The sequence below is a fragment of the Cellulosimicrobium sp. BMG9.22 genome, assembly GCF_059159975.1.
The window spans coordinates 1-13802 of the sequence record NZ_JBZGBY010000022.1 but is presented as its reverse complement, the minus strand read 5'-3'; the positions used below and the strand labels follow the sequence as shown (position 1 = coordinate 13802).

The following is a 13802-nucleotide window of genomic DNA, read 5'->3' as shown; positions in this document are numbered from 1 at the left end:
CAGCACGCGCGAGGTTCAGCAGGACGGAGGTGCGTCCCCGTGGGGTCGCTCGTGTACTTCTCCAGCGTCAGCGAGAACACGCACCGGTTCGTCCAGCGCCTCGACCTCCCGCACCTGGGCATCGACGTGCGGCGCATCCCGGTGCGTCCGACCGACGACTTCCTGCGGGTCGACGAGCCCTTCGTGCTCATGGTCCCGACCTACGGCGGCGGCAACGAGGGCGGCGCCGTCCCGCGTCAGGTCGTGAAGTTCCTGAACGACGTGCACAACCGGTCGTTGATCCGTGGCGTCATCGCCGCGGGCAACACCAACTTCGGCGAGGCGTACTGCATCGCCGGCGACATCATCTCCGCGAAGTGCCAGGTGCCCTACCTGTACGCCTTCGAACTCCTGGGAACAGCCGAGGACGCCGCGCGCGTCCGCGACGGATTGGGACGATTTTGGCAACGACAGTCACGGATTCCAGCGTGAGCGTGGCAGGCGGTGGGTCGGCGACGGTGAGCGAGATCAAGGTCCCGCTCACGAGCGCGCAGCTCGACTTCCACGCGCTCAACGCGATGCTCAACCTCTACGGCCCGAACGGCGAGATCCAGTTCGACAAGGACCGTGAGGCCGCGCGGCAGTACTTCCTGCAGCACGTCAACCAGAACACCGTCTTCTTCCACGACCTCGCGGAGAAGCTCGACTACCTCGTCGAGAACAAGTACTACGACCCGGCCGTGCTCGGGAAGTACGACCGCGCGTTCGTCAAGTCGCTGTTCGAGTTCGCCTACTCGAAGAAGTTCCGGTTCGAGACGTTCCTCGGCGCGTTCAAGTACTACACCTCGTACACGCTGAAGACGTTCGACGGCAAGCGTTACCTCGAGCGCTTCGAGGACCGCGTGTGCATGGTCGCGCTCGGCCTCGCCGACGGCAACGAGCAGGCCGCGCTCGACATCGTCGAGGAGGTCATCTCGGGCCGGTTCCAGCCCGCGACCCCGACGTTCCTCAACGTCGGCAAGGCGCAGCGCGGCGAGCCCGTGTCCTGCTTCCTGCTGCGCATCGAGGACAACATGGAGTCCATCGCGCGCGGCATCAACTCCGCGCTGCAGCTCTCCAAGCGCGGCGGCGGCGTCGCCCTGCTCCTGTCGAACATCCGCGAGCACGGCGCGCCGATCAAGCACATCGAGAACCAGTCGTCGGGCGTCATCCCCGTGATGAAGCTCCTCGAGGACTCCTTCTCCTACGCGAACCAGCTCGGCGCGCGCCAGGGTGCCGGTGCCGTCTACCTGCACGCGCACCACCCGGACATCATGCGGTTCCTCGACACCAAGCGCGAGAACGCGGACGAGAAGATCCGCATCAAGACGCTGTCCCTCGGCGTCGTGATCCCGGACATCACGTTCGAGCTGGCGAAGAAGAACGAGGACATGTACCTCTTCTCGCCGTACGACGTCGAGCGCGTCTACGGCACGCCGTTCGCCGACATCTCGGTCACCGAGAAGTACGACGAGATGGTCGACGACTCGCGCATCCGCAAGACGAAGATCAAGGCGCGCGACTTCTTCCAGACGATCGCCGAGCTGCAGTTCGAGTCCGGCTACCCGTACATCATGTTCGAGGACACGGTGAACAAGGCGAACCCGATCAAGGGCCGCATCACCCACTCGAACCTGTGCTCGGAGATCCTCCAGGTCTCGACGCCGTCGACGTTCAACGAGGACCTCTCGTACGACCACGTCGGCCGCGACATCTCCTGCAACCTCGGCTCGCTGAACATCGCCAAGGCGATGGACTCGCCCGACTTCGCGAAGACCATCGACACCGCGATCCGCGCGCTCACCGCCGTCTCGGACCAGACGAGCATCGAGTCCGTGCCGTCGATCAAGCGCGCCAACGAGGGTGGCCACGCCATCGGCCTCGGGCAGATGAACCTGCACGGCTACCTCGCGCGCGAGCGGATCCACTACGGCTCCACCGAAGGCGTCGACTTCACGAACATCTACTTCTACACGGTCGCGTACCACGCGATCGCGGCCTCCAACCGGCTCGCGATCGAGCGCGGTCGCGCGTTCGCCGGCTTCGAGGACTCGAAGTACGCGAGCGGCGAGTACTTCGACAAGTACACCGACCGGGTGTGGGAGCCCGAGACCGACCGCGTCCGTGCACTGTTCGCCGACGCCGGCGTGCACATCCCGACGCAGGACGACTGGAAGGCGCTCAAGGCCTCGGTCGTCGAGCACGGGATCTACAACCAGAACCTCCAGGCCGTCCCGCCGACCGGCTCGATCTCCTACATCAACAACTCGACGTCGTCGATCCACCCGGTGCCGTCGAAGATCGAGATCCGCAAGGAGGGCAAGATCGGGCGCGTCTACTACCCGGCGCCCTACCTGACGAACGACAACCTCGAGTACTACGAGGACGCGTACGAGATCGGCTACGAGAAGATCATCGACACGTACGCCGCCGCGACGCAGCACGTCGACCAGGGCCTGAGCCTCACGCTGTTCTTCAAGGACTCGGTCACGACGCGTGACGTCAACCGCGCGCAGATCTACGCGTGGCGCAAGGGCATCAAGACGCTGTACTACATCCGTCTCCGCCAGATGGCCCTCGAGGGCACCGAGGTGGAGAACTGCGTCTCGTGCATGCTGTGAGTCGCTGACGTCGCGGCGGTCCCGCCGTCGCGACGTCCGGAGAGAGGGGCGCCGGTCTACCATCCGGCCGCTCGTGCCTCGCGGCCTCCCGCCAGGCCCGCCACGACCGGCGCCCCTCTCTCCTCCCGCCGCTCAGCGTGCGGCTCACCTTCGTCGCCGGTCGCCGCGGTGTCCGACGACGTAGGGTTTCGGTCAGTCGAGTTCGACCCGGTCGGTCCGGGTCAGCAGGAGAGAAGAAGGCAGATGTCGCCCACGGGGAAGCTCAAGCTCATCGATCGCGTGAGCGCGATCAACTGGAACCGTCTCGAGGACGAGAAAGACCTCGAGGTGTGGGACCGCCTCGTCGGGAACTTCTGGCTGCCCGAGAAGGTGCCGGTGTCGAACGACATCCAGTCGTGGCACACGCTCACCGCGCAGGAGCAGGAGCTCACGATGCGCGTGTTCACCGGGCTGACGCTGCTGGACACCATCCAGGGCACGGTCGGCGCGGTGTCGCTGATCCCGGACGCGATCACGCCGCACGAGGAGGCGGTGTACACCAACATCGCGTTCATGGAGTCGGTGCACGCCAAGAGCTACTCGTCGATCTTCTCGACGCTGTGCTCGACGCGCGAGATCGACGACGCGTTCCGCTGGTCGGAGGAGAACCCGAACCTGCAGCGCAAGGCCGAGATCGTCATGGAGTACTACAAGGGCGACTCGCCGCTCAAGCGCAAGGTCGCGAGCACGCTGCTCGAGTCGTTCCTCTTCTACTCCGGCTTCTACCTGCCGATGTACTGGTCATCGCGTGCCAAGCTCACCAACACGGCCGACCTCATCCGCCTCATCATCCGCGACGAGGCCGTGCACGGGTACTACATCGGCTACAAGTACCAGAAGGGGCTCGAGAAGCTCAGCCCGCAGGAGCGCGACGAGCTCAAGGCGTACACGTTCGAGCTGCTCTTCGAGCTGTACGACAACGAGGTGCAGTACACGGAGGACCTCTACGACGGCGTCGGGCTCACCGAGGACGTCAAGAAGTTCCTGCGGTACAACGCCAACAAGGCGCTCATGAACCTCGGCTACGAGGCGCTCTTCCCCAAGGACGAGGCCGACGTCAACCCGGCGATCCTCTCGGCCCTGTCGCCCAACGCCGACGAGAACCACGACTTCTTCTCCGGGTCCGGCTCGTCGTACGTCATCGGCAAGGCCGTCAACACCGAGGACGACGACTGGGACTTCTGAGCCCGCGCGACCCTGACAGACGACGAACGGCCGTCCCCCGCGGGGTGCGGCCGTTCGTGATCGTCGGTCAGTCGTTCGGGCGGGACTGCGCGCCCTCGACGGGCGGGTCGGCCGACCACGGGAACGTGATCCAGAGGTCGGTGTCCTTCCACGAGTAGTCCGGCTGGATGATCGTGCGCGGCTTGGTGTAGAGCACCGCGGAGCGCGTCTCCGCGCCGTGGTCGCTCAGCATCTCCATGACCAGGGCGAGCGTGCGGCCCGAGTCGGCGACGTCGTCGACCACGAGGACGTGCGCGCCCGGCAGGTCGGACGTGTCCATGAGCGGCGGGAGGACGCGCGGGTCGGTGAGGGTCTGGCCGATGTCCGTGTAGAACTCGACGTTCAGCGTCCCGACGCCCTTGGTGCCGAGCGCGTAGGCGACCGCACCGCCGGGAAGCAGCCCGCCGCGCGCGACCGCGACGACGACCTCGGGCCGGAAGCCGCTCGCGACGACCTGCTCGGCGAGCTCCCGTGCGGCGACGCCGAACGTCTCCCACGTGAGCACCTCGCGCTCGGCCGACACGGCAGGAGCGGCCGGCGCGCCGCCGTCGGGCACCGTGGAGGGCGGGGAGACAGGGGTCGGCGAAGCATCCGTCATGCCTCGAGCCTACGGGCCGCCGCCTGGCTGCCCGGACGAGCGCCCGGCCCGGACGCACGAAGGGCCGCACCCCAGAGGGTGCGGCCCTTCGCGCTCGGGGCGTCGGTCAGTACGCCGCGAGGAGGTCCACGACGAACACGAGCGTCTCGTTCTGCAGCTCGTGCCCCTCGTTCGCGCCGTAGCCGAGCGACGGCGGGATCACGAGGAGGACCTGGCTGCCGACGGTCTGCCCGGCGAGGCCCTGCGTCCATCCCGCGACGACGCCGGTCAGCGGGAACGTCGACGGCTCGCCGCGGTCCCAGGACGAGTCGAACTGCTCGCCGTCGAGCTTCCAGCCCGTGTAGTGCGCGATGACGGTCTGGTCCGCCGTGATCTCCGGGCCGGTGCCCTTGATGAGCGGCTGCACGACGAGCTCGGTCGGGGCGGTGTAGCCCTCGGGAATCGCGACGCTCGGCTTGCCCGTGTCGTCGAGCGTGACGACGGGCAGGCCCTCGGCCGGCGTCACGGCCTCGCCCTCGGCGCGCGAGGGGACGTCGTCGACGCTCGGCACGTCCTTCGCCGAGACGACCTCGCCGACGGTGAGGACCACCGTGCCGTCCTGGCCCGGTGCGGCGAAGAGGAAGCGCGTACCGACCTTCTTGCCGACGAGCACGTCGAGCAGCTGCGGGTACACGGTGTCGTCGAGCACGACCGGCTGTGCCGAGTCGTCCTCCCAGGACGACCCGAGCTTCGATCCGTCCGCACCGGAGTAGGCCGCCTGGTTCAGCGTGACCTCCTGGCCCTCGGCGACCTCGTCGCCGTCGCCGTCGCTCAGCGAGAGGGCGGCCGGGCCGGAGACCTCGAGCGGGGACTCGAACGCGAGGGTCGGTTCGGTGCCCGGGTCGCCGGTGACCGTCACGGCCTCGAGAACCGCGATGTCCTCGGGCGACGACGTCGCGCCGTCGGTCTCGCCGTCGGTCGCGGACGGGCTCGACGGCGACTCGTCGCCGGAGCCGCCGTCGGACGAGCAGCCGGAGAGGACGAGGGCAGCGCCCAGGGTGAGCGCGGCGACGCCGCGCAGGGTGCGGTGCTTCACGAGTAGGAGTCCTTCGGTCGGTGGGACGGCGCGTGGCCGTCGGGTCTGGGCCGCACCGGCACGACGGCGGTCCTCGGCGTCCCGGGGTCGGGTCGCCTCGCGGCCGAGCGCCGGGTGCAGCACCGGCGCGGACACTCTAGCGGGCGAGGCTGAATCCTTGCTGGGAGCACCGACCTGCCGGCAAGGGCGCCCGGCACGCGGCGTGCCCGCCGGGTGAGAATGGTGGGCATGCCGTCCCGTCGACCCTCCCGCAAGCGCCCCTGGGGTGCGGAGCCCGCACCCCTCGACCTGGACCGTGCGCTCGGTGGCGCACGGCGCGAGTCCGGGTCCGACGGCGAGTGGTCGGTCCGCACGGTCCGCGGCGGCGCGAAGTCCTACGTCTGCCCGGGCTGCAACCAGGAGATCCCGCCCGGGACGGGGCACGTCGTCGCCTGGCAGGAGGACTCGTTCTTCGGGGCCGAGACGGCGCTCGAGCAGCGCCGGCACTGGCACACGGCCTGCTGGCAGGCGCGCGGCCGCCGTCGACCGCGGTGACGAACTAGGCTCGGGGTCGATGAGCACCGCACCTGGGCCCGCCGCCGCGCCGGCCCCCGAACCGACCCCCATCCGGTCCACGACCGTCCTGCCGGCGCGGCGCGAGGACGTCGAGCTGCACACCGCGGACGGGCTGACGCTCGTCGGCGAGCTCGCCCTCCCCGTGGACCGCGACCCCGTCGCGACCCTCGTCACGCTGCACCCGCTGCCGACCCACGGCGGGTACATGGACTCCCACGTCTACCGCAAGGCGGCCTGGCGGTTGCCGGCGCTCGCGGACCTCGCGGTCCTGCGGTTCAACACGCGCGGCACGTCGTCGCCGCGGGGCACGAGCGAGGGCACGTTCGACGGCGGCGCGGCGGAACGTCTCGACGTCGCCGCGGCGATCGAGCTCGCCGAGTTCCGCGACCTGCCGCACCGGTGGCTCGTGGGCTGGTCGTTCGGGACCGAGCTCGCGCTCAAGCACGGGACGGACCCGGCCGTCGAGGGCGCGATCCTGCTCTCGCCTCCGTTGCACCGCGCGACCGACGAGGACCTCGACCGGTGGGACGCGTTCGGCAGGCCGCTCGTCGTGCTCGTCCCCGAGCTCGACGACTACCTGCGTCCCGACGAGGCACGGCGACGCTTCGCGCGCGTGCGCAACGCCGAGGTCATCGGGGTCGACGGCGCGAAGCACCTGTGGGTGGGGGAGCCGTCGGTGCGGCGCGTGCTCGACGAGATCGTCGGCCACGTGCGGCCCGGGTTCCCGCTCCCGCTGCCCACGCAGTGGTCGGGCGACGGTTCGGACGACGGCCCGGCCGCGGCGTCGGGCGTGCAGACCGCGGACCGCGACACCGCCGACTCGGACCAGCCGAGCTACGACGCGAGCCGCTCGGACGGCGTCGCCGACTGAGGGCCCGGCCCGCTGCCTCGGCAGGGTCGGCGACGACGTGGCAGCGTGGGACGCGGGACGCGACGACGACCACCTGAGGAGACGACGTGACGACGCCATCGCTCGAGACCTTCACGCTGCGCGAGGGCCACGGCCTCCCGCTCGTGCTGCTGCACGGTTTCCCCCTGGACCACCGCATGTGGGCGGAGGTCGCGGCGATGCTCCCCGGCGAACCGACCGTCGTCGCCGTCGACCTGCCGGGTCTCGGAGGGAGCCCGGTCGCCGGCGACCCGCCCTCGCTCGAGACCTCCGCCGACGCCACGGTCGCGGCGCTCTCGCGCATCGGCGTGACACGCGCCGTGGTCGCCGGGCTGTCGCTGGGCGGCTACGTCGCGCTCGCGCTGGCGGAGCGTCGCCCCGACGTCGTCGCCGGTCTCGGTCTTGTGGACACCAAGTCCACCGCCGACACCGACGAGGCCCGGGCGAACCGGCTGCGGATCGCGGACCAGGTGACGGCCGACCAGACGGTGGAGGCGGTCCTCGGGATGCCCGGGGTGCTCCTGGGGGAGACGAGCAAGGCCGCGCGCAAGCACCTCACCGCGCGGCTCGAGGAGTGGATCCGGGGTCAGCGGCCCGTCGGCGTCGCCTGGACGCAGCGCGCCATGGCGGCGCGGCCCGACCGCACCCACGTGCTCGAGTCCTTCGCGGGCCCGGTCGCGGTCGTCGTGGGAGAGGAGGACGTCGTCGCACCGGTCGCCGAGGCGGAGCACATGACCGCCGCCGCACAGGACGCCCGGCTCGTCCAGGTCACCGGCGCGGGCCACATGAGCGCGATCGAGGACCCCGCCGCGGTCGCGGACGCGCTGGCGGACCTCCTGGCGCGCGCGTCGAGCTGACCCCGGGTCAGCGCGCGTCGAGCACGAGCGCGAGGGCGTCCGCGAGGTCGATCGACTCACCGTCACGGCCGCCCTTGCCGAGCACGAGCGGCGGGTCCGAGGGCTCGACCGTCGTTCCGCGCACGCGGGCGACGAGGCTGCCGGGGACGCTGAGCACGTAGAACTCGCCGTCGGTCCCGACGGCGACGCTCCGGTTGCGGCGCAGGTACCAGCCCCGCAGCGGCGTCCGGTAGGTGGCCGAGCCGTCGAACGCGCGAGCGCGCAACGGCTCGGGCTCGAGCCCTCGCGCTCGCGCGTCGGCGACGAAGCCGGCGAGCAGGGCCCGGGCCGCCTCGGTCTCGCGTGCCCGGCGCCGGTCGAGCTCACGCTGCTGGTGGGCGGCGGCCTCCGTCCGCTGCCGCCGCCAGTCGTCGGCGGCAGCGGAAGCATCGGGGACCGAGGCGACCACGGGACGCGATCTCCCGTCAGGCGGGCGCGGGGGCGTCGGTCTCGGTGTCCGCCGCGGCCGGCGTCGACCCCCGACGCTTCGCGGGCGGCGTGTCGACCGTCCCCACCTGCTGCTGCGCGGCGTCCTCGGGGACGGCGGGAAGGTCCGCCGTGAGGAGCGTGGCCGCTCGCGCCTGCTGGGCCGGCGTGCCCGACGGGACGGCGGGCGCCGTGGGGGGCGCCTTGGCGGCCGCTTCGTTCTCGCTGCCGAGCAGACCCCTCAGCTCGTCGAGATAGGTGTTGATCGAGTCGTGCTGGCGCGTGAGGTCCTCGAGCTGACGCTGCGCGGCACCCCGCTGCTGCTCCGCCTCCGCCTTCGCGTCGCTCACGGTCTGCTCGGCGAACTCGCGCGCCTCCGCGACGATGCGGTCCGCGTTGCGGCGCGCCGTCCCCATGAGCTCCTTGAGGTAGGCGTCAGACTCGGCGCGCACCTTCTCCGCCTGCTCGAGCGCGAGCGCGACGCGCTTCTCCGCCTCGGCGGCGTGCTCCTCGGCGGTCGTGACGAGCTTCTCCGTCTCGGCCTTGGCAGCCGTGTGCCGCTCCGCGTTCTCACGCTCGGCCCCCTCGCGGCGGCGGACGACCTCGAGCTCGGCGTCGGCGAGCGCCGTGCGGGCCCTGTCGCGCAGCTCCTCCATCTCGGAGGTCACCGCGTTGGCGGCCTCGGTCGCCTTCCGCTGCGCCTCGTCGACCTGGCGCTGCGCCTCGCGGCGAGCGTTCTCGAGGAGCTCGGAGGACTCGCGCTCCGCGCTCTCGCGCTGCGCCGCGGTCTCGGCCGCGACCCGGGCGCGCAGCTCGGCCGCCTCGCGCTCCGTGGCGACCCGGAGCTCGGTGGTCTCCCGCTCGACGGTGGCGCGCAGCGTCCCGAGCTCACGCTCGAGCGACGCACGGCGCTCGCTCTCCTCCGTCGCGACGATGCTCTGGATGCGAGCCGCCTCGCGCTCGGCCGAGCCCACGAGCTCCTCGGCCCGACGCTGGGCGCTGAGGAGCGTGCCCTCGGCCTCCGACGCGCTCGTCGACCGGATCTCCTCCGACTCCAGCCGCGCGCTGTTGAGCAGCTCCGCGACCTCGTTCTCCGCGCGCGACCGGACCTGGCCCGCGGAGAGCTTCGCGCGCGCCATGATGTCCGCGGCCTGGGCGTTCGCCTGGGAGAGGATGTCCGCCGACTGCTCCTCCGCGGACCGCATCAGCTGCTCGATGCGTGACCCGAGGCCGGCGTACGACGGACGATCGGCCTCGCGGAGCTGACGCTGGGCGTCGCCCAGCTCGCTCGTGAGCTGCATGGCGCGCGAGTCCGCGGCCTCGACGCGCGAGCGCGCGTCCTCGAGCGCCTTCTCCAGCTTCGCGAGCTGGGACTCGACCTGGATGCGGTCGTAGCCACGCATGGTGATGGGGAAGAGCGTGCGCTCGTCGGACACGTCGATGACCTCCGGTGCTGTTCGTCGCGGGTTCGCCGCTGCTGGGCGGCTGCCCGCCGGCCCTGGCGGGTGCCCCCAGAGCCGGTTGAGGGGGCGGCGGTCACACCACGGCCCCGCCGTGCTTCGACCAGGATACGGGGATCGCCCTGTCCTGAATACCCGGAATGGTGCCCGAAAGACGAGGATCGGGGCGCTGCGCCCGGGAACGGACCGGCGACCGGCCGCTGGCCGCGGCCAGCGATCACGATGTTCGTGGGACCGGACCGGAAGGAGGGCGTGAACGGTTCGTGAGGATCCGCCCGGGAGAGCCAGCAGTCGATCGACGAGGAGTTTCGCACCTATCCTGGAACGTCGATCGACGAAGGGAAGCTCGGTGCTGCAACGAATCATCGCCGCCCTCCTGCTCGTGGGAGGACTCGCCGCCGTCGGCCTCGGCGTCGCGTCCGCCACGGTGTGGCGGGACAGCGACACGGTCGTGGCGACCACGGCGTTCACGGGCGACGGGACCATGCTCGTCACCGATCCCGGGGTCCTGGACCTCGTCGCGGAGGACGTCACGATCCGCGCGACCGTGCCGGGCGAGCAGCAGGTGACGCTCGCGATCGGTCGCGAGGTCGACGTCACGGGATGGGTCGGCCCGGACCCGCACGGCGTGGTCACGGGGTTGTCCGACTGGGACGCCCTCACGACGCGCGCCGTCGTCCCCGAGACCCCGGAGCCGGCCGAGACCCCAGCAGAGGGCGAGGCTCCTGCGGAGGGTGAGACGCCCGCAGACGAGGCTCCCGTCGTCGGCGCGGACCCGGCCGGCTCGGACATGTGGCTCGAGGAGTCGTCGGGCACCGGCTCGGCGAGCCTGCGCTGGTCGGACCAGCAGGGCCGTTTCCAGCTCCTGGCCGCCGGGGTGGGCGAGGGCGCGGTCGCGCCGACGCTCGAGCTCTCGTGGCCGCGAGAGGTCGAGACCCCGTTCCTGTGGCCGGGCGTGATCGGCGGCGCGGTGCTCATCCTGCTCGGCCTGGGCATCGGCGCGGCGAGCCTGCGCCCGAAGCGCCGCGGGCCGACGACAGGACGCAGCCCGGCGGCGACGACCACTGAGGCGACCGCGCCCGCGACCGACGCGCCGTCGTCGGGCACAGGCGCGACCTCGGGCGAGGCGCTGACCGACACCGCCCAGGTGCGGATGCTCACGCGCCGCGAGCTGCGCGAGCGCGAGGACGCCCAGCGGCTCGCGCAGCAGCAGGCGGCGCCCCAGAAGCCGCGACGCGCGTGGCTGACCGGGCAGATCCCCGTCGTCCCCCGGGGGGAGCGGCGCCCGAAGACCGCCGCCCAGCCGACGGTCGAGGCGACGGACGGCCACCCCACCGCGCAGGACAGCGCGACGACCCGCGCCGACGCCTGGCGCCGCGCCTGGGGGTTCAGTGCGAGCACGACGCCCGACGCGCAGCGGCCCGCGGACCCGCACGACACGGCGGACGAGACGAAGGACACCACGCGATGACCACCACCACCCGAGCCACGGCCCGCACGCGCCGTGCCCGCCGCCACCTCGGCGTGACCACCGGGCTAGTCGGTGCGGTCCTGCTGGCCGGCTGCACCGCGCCGCTCCCGACGCCGCAGCCCGACGAGACGCAGGACCCGCCGCCGCCCGTGCTCAGCGAGGGCCAGGAGACCGAGGTGCTCGACGCCGTCGGTGCCGCGCTCACGGCGGCCGGCGAGGCGAACGACCCGGCGCAGCTCGAGGGCCGCGTCACCGGGCCCGCCCTCGGGATCCGGACGAGCCAGCTCGCCGTCGCCGCGGCTCGCGGCAACAGCGACCTCGTGACCGAGATCCCCACCGAGGTCCAGCAGACGATCATCCCGACGACGCAGACCTGGGCCCGCACCTCGTACGCCGTGAGCGTCCAGCCGGAGAACCTCGAGTCGCCGCGGCTGGTCGCGCTCGAGCAGGCGGGTGCGCGCGACCAGTACGCGCTCTGGGGCTTCGTCCCGCTGCTGCCGGGCGTCACGATGCCGAGCTTCGCCGACCCGAGCATCGGGAGCGAGGCCGTCGCTCCCGACGACGACTCGCTCCAGATCACCCCGACGGACGCCGTCGCGCAGTACGTCGACGTGCTCAACCTCGGCGCGGGCTCGGGCTTCGCCGCGGCGTTCCCGGACGACACGCTGCGCCAGTTCCTCGCCGCCGAGGCGGAGCGTCACCGGGTGCCGCTCGAGACCGCGGCGGGCAGCCGCACCCTGACGTTCGCGACGACCGAGGAGCCCGTCCGGGCCGTGCGCACCGCCGACGGCGGGGCGATGGTCATGGCGGCGCTGTCGTCGCTCGAGACGTTCCAGGTCGAGGCGGGCGGCTTCGTGAGCCCGACGACGGAGACGCAGAAGGCGCTCTTCGGGGCGGCCGCGCCGACGAACGTCCTCAAGGTCGGGTACAACGACATCGTTGCGATGTACATCCCGCCGGCGGACAGCGAGGAGACGCCGCGCCTGCTCGGCTACACGCACGTCGCGACCTCGATCGCGAACCAGTGATCCCTGCCTGACCGTCCGTAGGATGCACCCATGAGCGAACCCACCCAGCAGCCCGCGTTCGACGTGCGAGGAGCGGTCGACCTCTCCGCGCTGACCAGGCCGCAGGCACCCCCTCCGGGTGCCGAGGGCGGCGCTCCCGCCGCAGGCGGGTACGTCGTCGACGTGACCGAGGAGACCTTCGGCCAGCTGGTCCAGGACTCCACGCAGTACCCCGTCGTGGTGCTGCTGTGGATCCCCACCGACCAGGCCAACGCGCAGCTCGGCACCGACCTGGGCGCGCTCGCCGACGAGTACGCGGGCCGGTTCCTGCTCGCGCGCGTCGACGCGCAGGCGTACCCGCAGGTCGCGGCGGCGTTCCAGGTGCAGGGCGTGCCGACGGTCGTGGCCGTGCTCCAGGGCCAGCCCGTCCCGCTGTTCCAGGGCGCGGCGCCCGCCGAGCAGGTCCGCGCCGTGCTCGATCAGATGCTCGAGGCGGCCGAGGCGAACGGCGTCACGGGTCGCGCGCCCGCGCAGGGCGCGGACGGCGAGGCGGCGCCCCAGGTGCCCACGGAGACCACGCCGGAGCCCGAGCCCGAGCTTCCGCCGCTGCACCAGGAGGCGTACGACGCGATCGAGCGCGACGACCTCGACGCGGCCGTCGCGGCCTACCAGAAGGCGATCAAGCAGGACCCGAAGGACGCGCTCGCCGTCGCCGGCCTAGCGCAGGTTCGGCTCCTGCAGCGCACGCGCGACGCGGACCTCGCGACCGCGCGCGCGGCCGCCGCCGCAGCTCCCGACGACCTCGACGCCCAGCTGGCGATCGCCGACCTCGACCTGCTCGGAGGACACGTCGACGACGCGCTCGGCCGCCTCCTCGACCTCCTGCCCGGGGCGGACGCCGACGGCAAGGAGAAGCTCCGCGTCCGCCTCCTCGACTACTTCGAGATCATCGGCCCGACCGACCCCCGCGTCGGCAAGGCCCGCCAGCGCCTCGCGATCAGCCTGTACTGATCCCCGACACCGCTCGGTGGCGGCTCGCGGTCGGATCCGCGTGCGAGGCGGCGCCGGTGTTCGGGCTCGGCTGGGCGGTTCGTGGTCGGGTCCGCGGACGGGGCGGCGTCGGTGCTCGGGCTGGCCGCGCCGTCACCGTGGTCTGTCAGCCGTGGGTTTGAGGAGCGCGGCCTTGACGCCCTTCGCATCCGACGCCGCCCCGCCCGCTCAGCCGTCATCGCACCGTGGCGGTGCCCCGGGTCCGCCGAGGTAGAGCCGTGGTCTGCCGAGGTAGAACCCTGGTCGCGCGAGGTAGAACCGTGGTTCCGCCAAGGATTACCGTGGTCCGGTGACGACGGCAACCGCTGCCAGCGCGGGCCGTGCCGGGCGAGCCGGCGCGGTCGTGCTCGTGGCGACCATGCGGTCGTAGCCGGTCGAGCAGACCGTTGTGGCCGGCCGGATGCCTAGGACGAGCCGCAACGACATGCTCGGCGCGGCACCGCGGGCCTGCCCGGGTGAGTGAGGACCAGGGT

The 13802-nt window shown here is 72.0% G+C and carries 13 protein-coding genes; 9 read left to right on the top strand and 4 right to left on the bottom strand.

Annotated elements, in window-relative coordinates; translation table 11 throughout:
• Positions 1–39 precede the first annotated feature (39 nt).
• From nrdI to nrdF, 3 genes are all read left to right on the top strand, one after another.
• Entirely contained in the window at positions 40–471 is a 432-nt protein-coding gene (nrdI, locus tag AC4H2H_RS14410; protein WP_494371501.1) for a class Ib ribonucleoside-diphosphate reductase assembly flavoprotein NrdI, read from the top strand.
• A 26-nt stretch (positions 472–497) separates the two neighbouring features.
• Positions 498–2639, top strand: a complete 2142-nt coding sequence (nrdE, locus tag AC4H2H_RS14405) for a class 1b ribonucleoside-diphosphate reductase subunit alpha (protein WP_494371557.1) — start codon at positions 498–500, stop codon at positions 2637–2639.
• Positions 2640–2882: 243 nt separating this feature from the next.
• Positions 2883–3863: a class 1b ribonucleoside-diphosphate reductase subunit beta gene (gene nrdF / locus AC4H2H_RS14400; RefSeq protein WP_494371500.1), complete on the top strand. Its 981-nt coding sequence runs from the start codon at positions 2883–2885 to the stop codon at positions 3861–3863.
• 67 nt (positions 3864–3930) lie between these two features.
• On the opposite strand, the gene AC4H2H_RS14395 is transcribed toward nrdF, so the two are convergent.
• The gene (locus AC4H2H_RS14395; protein WP_494371499.1) at positions 3931–4500 is read right to left on the bottom strand and encodes a phosphoribosyltransferase; all 570 of its coding nucleotides are present in this window, start codon (positions 4498–4500) and stop codon (positions 3931–3933) included.
• 106 nt (positions 4501–4606) lie between these two features.
• On the bottom strand, positions 4607–5575 hold the full coding sequence (locus AC4H2H_RS14390; protein ID WP_494371498.1) for an FKBP-type peptidyl-prolyl cis-trans isomerase: 969 nt from the start codon (positions 5573–5575) through the stop codon (positions 4607–4609).
• A gap of 228 nt (positions 5576–5803) precedes the next feature.
• Between AC4H2H_RS14390 and AC4H2H_RS14385 the strand changes: the two genes are divergently transcribed.
• The 3 genes from AC4H2H_RS14385 to AC4H2H_RS14375 all read left to right on the top strand — a co-directional run bounded on the left by AC4H2H_RS14385 (position 5804) and on the right by AC4H2H_RS14375 (position 7876).
• Positions 5804–6109: an Rv1322 family protein gene (locus AC4H2H_RS14385; protein ID WP_494371497.1), complete on the top strand. Its 306-nt coding sequence runs from the start codon at positions 5804–5806 to the stop codon at positions 6107–6109.
• Positions 6110–6128: 19 nt separating this feature from the next.
• The gene (locus AC4H2H_RS14380) at positions 6129–7001 is read left to right on the top strand and encodes an alpha/beta hydrolase (RefSeq protein WP_494371496.1); all 873 of its coding nucleotides are present in this window, start codon (positions 6129–6131) and stop codon (positions 6999–7001) included.
• 86 nt (positions 7002–7087) lie between these two features.
• Entirely contained in the window at positions 7088–7876 is a 789-nt protein-coding gene (locus AC4H2H_RS14375) for an alpha/beta fold hydrolase (RefSeq protein ID WP_494371495.1), read from the top strand.
• A gap of 7 nt (positions 7877–7883) precedes the next feature.
• Here the strand turns inward: AC4H2H_RS14375 and AC4H2H_RS14370 are convergent, their stop codons facing one another.
• Together AC4H2H_RS14370 and AC4H2H_RS14365 are read right to left on the bottom strand one after the other, a co-directional pair.
• Complete coding sequence (locus tag AC4H2H_RS14370; RefSeq protein ID WP_494371494.1) at positions 7884–8324, bottom strand: hypothetical protein; 441 nt, start codon at positions 8322–8324, stop codon at positions 7884–7886.
• Between the two features lie 16 nt (positions 8325–8340).
• The gene (locus tag AC4H2H_RS14365) at positions 8341–9777 is read right to left on the bottom strand and encodes a hypothetical protein (protein ID WP_494371493.1); all 1437 of its coding nucleotides are present in this window, start codon (positions 9775–9777) and stop codon (positions 8341–8343) included.
• A 373-nt stretch (positions 9778–10150) separates the two neighbouring features.
• On the opposite strand from AC4H2H_RS14365, the gene AC4H2H_RS14360 reads away from it, so the two are divergent.
• From AC4H2H_RS14360 to AC4H2H_RS14350, 3 genes are read left to right on the top strand one after another with little or no spacing between them, the layout of a single operon-like run.
• Positions 10151–11272 (top strand): hypothetical protein, encoded by a 1122-nt coding sequence (locus AC4H2H_RS14360; RefSeq protein WP_494371492.1) that lies wholly within the window; start codon positions 10151–10153, stop codon positions 11270–11272.
• On the top strand, positions 11269–12300 hold the full coding sequence (locus AC4H2H_RS14355; RefSeq protein ID WP_494371491.1) for a DUF8094 domain-containing protein: 1032 nt from the start codon (positions 11269–11271) through the stop codon (positions 12298–12300). The genes AC4H2H_RS14360 and AC4H2H_RS14355 overlap by 4 nt, the downstream gene beginning before the upstream one ends.
• 30 nt (positions 12301–12330) lie before the next feature.
• Positions 12331–13290, top strand: a complete 960-nt coding sequence (locus AC4H2H_RS14350; protein ID WP_494371490.1) for a tetratricopeptide repeat protein — start codon at positions 12331–12333, stop codon at positions 13288–13290.
• Positions 13291–13802 lie beyond the last annotated feature (512 nt).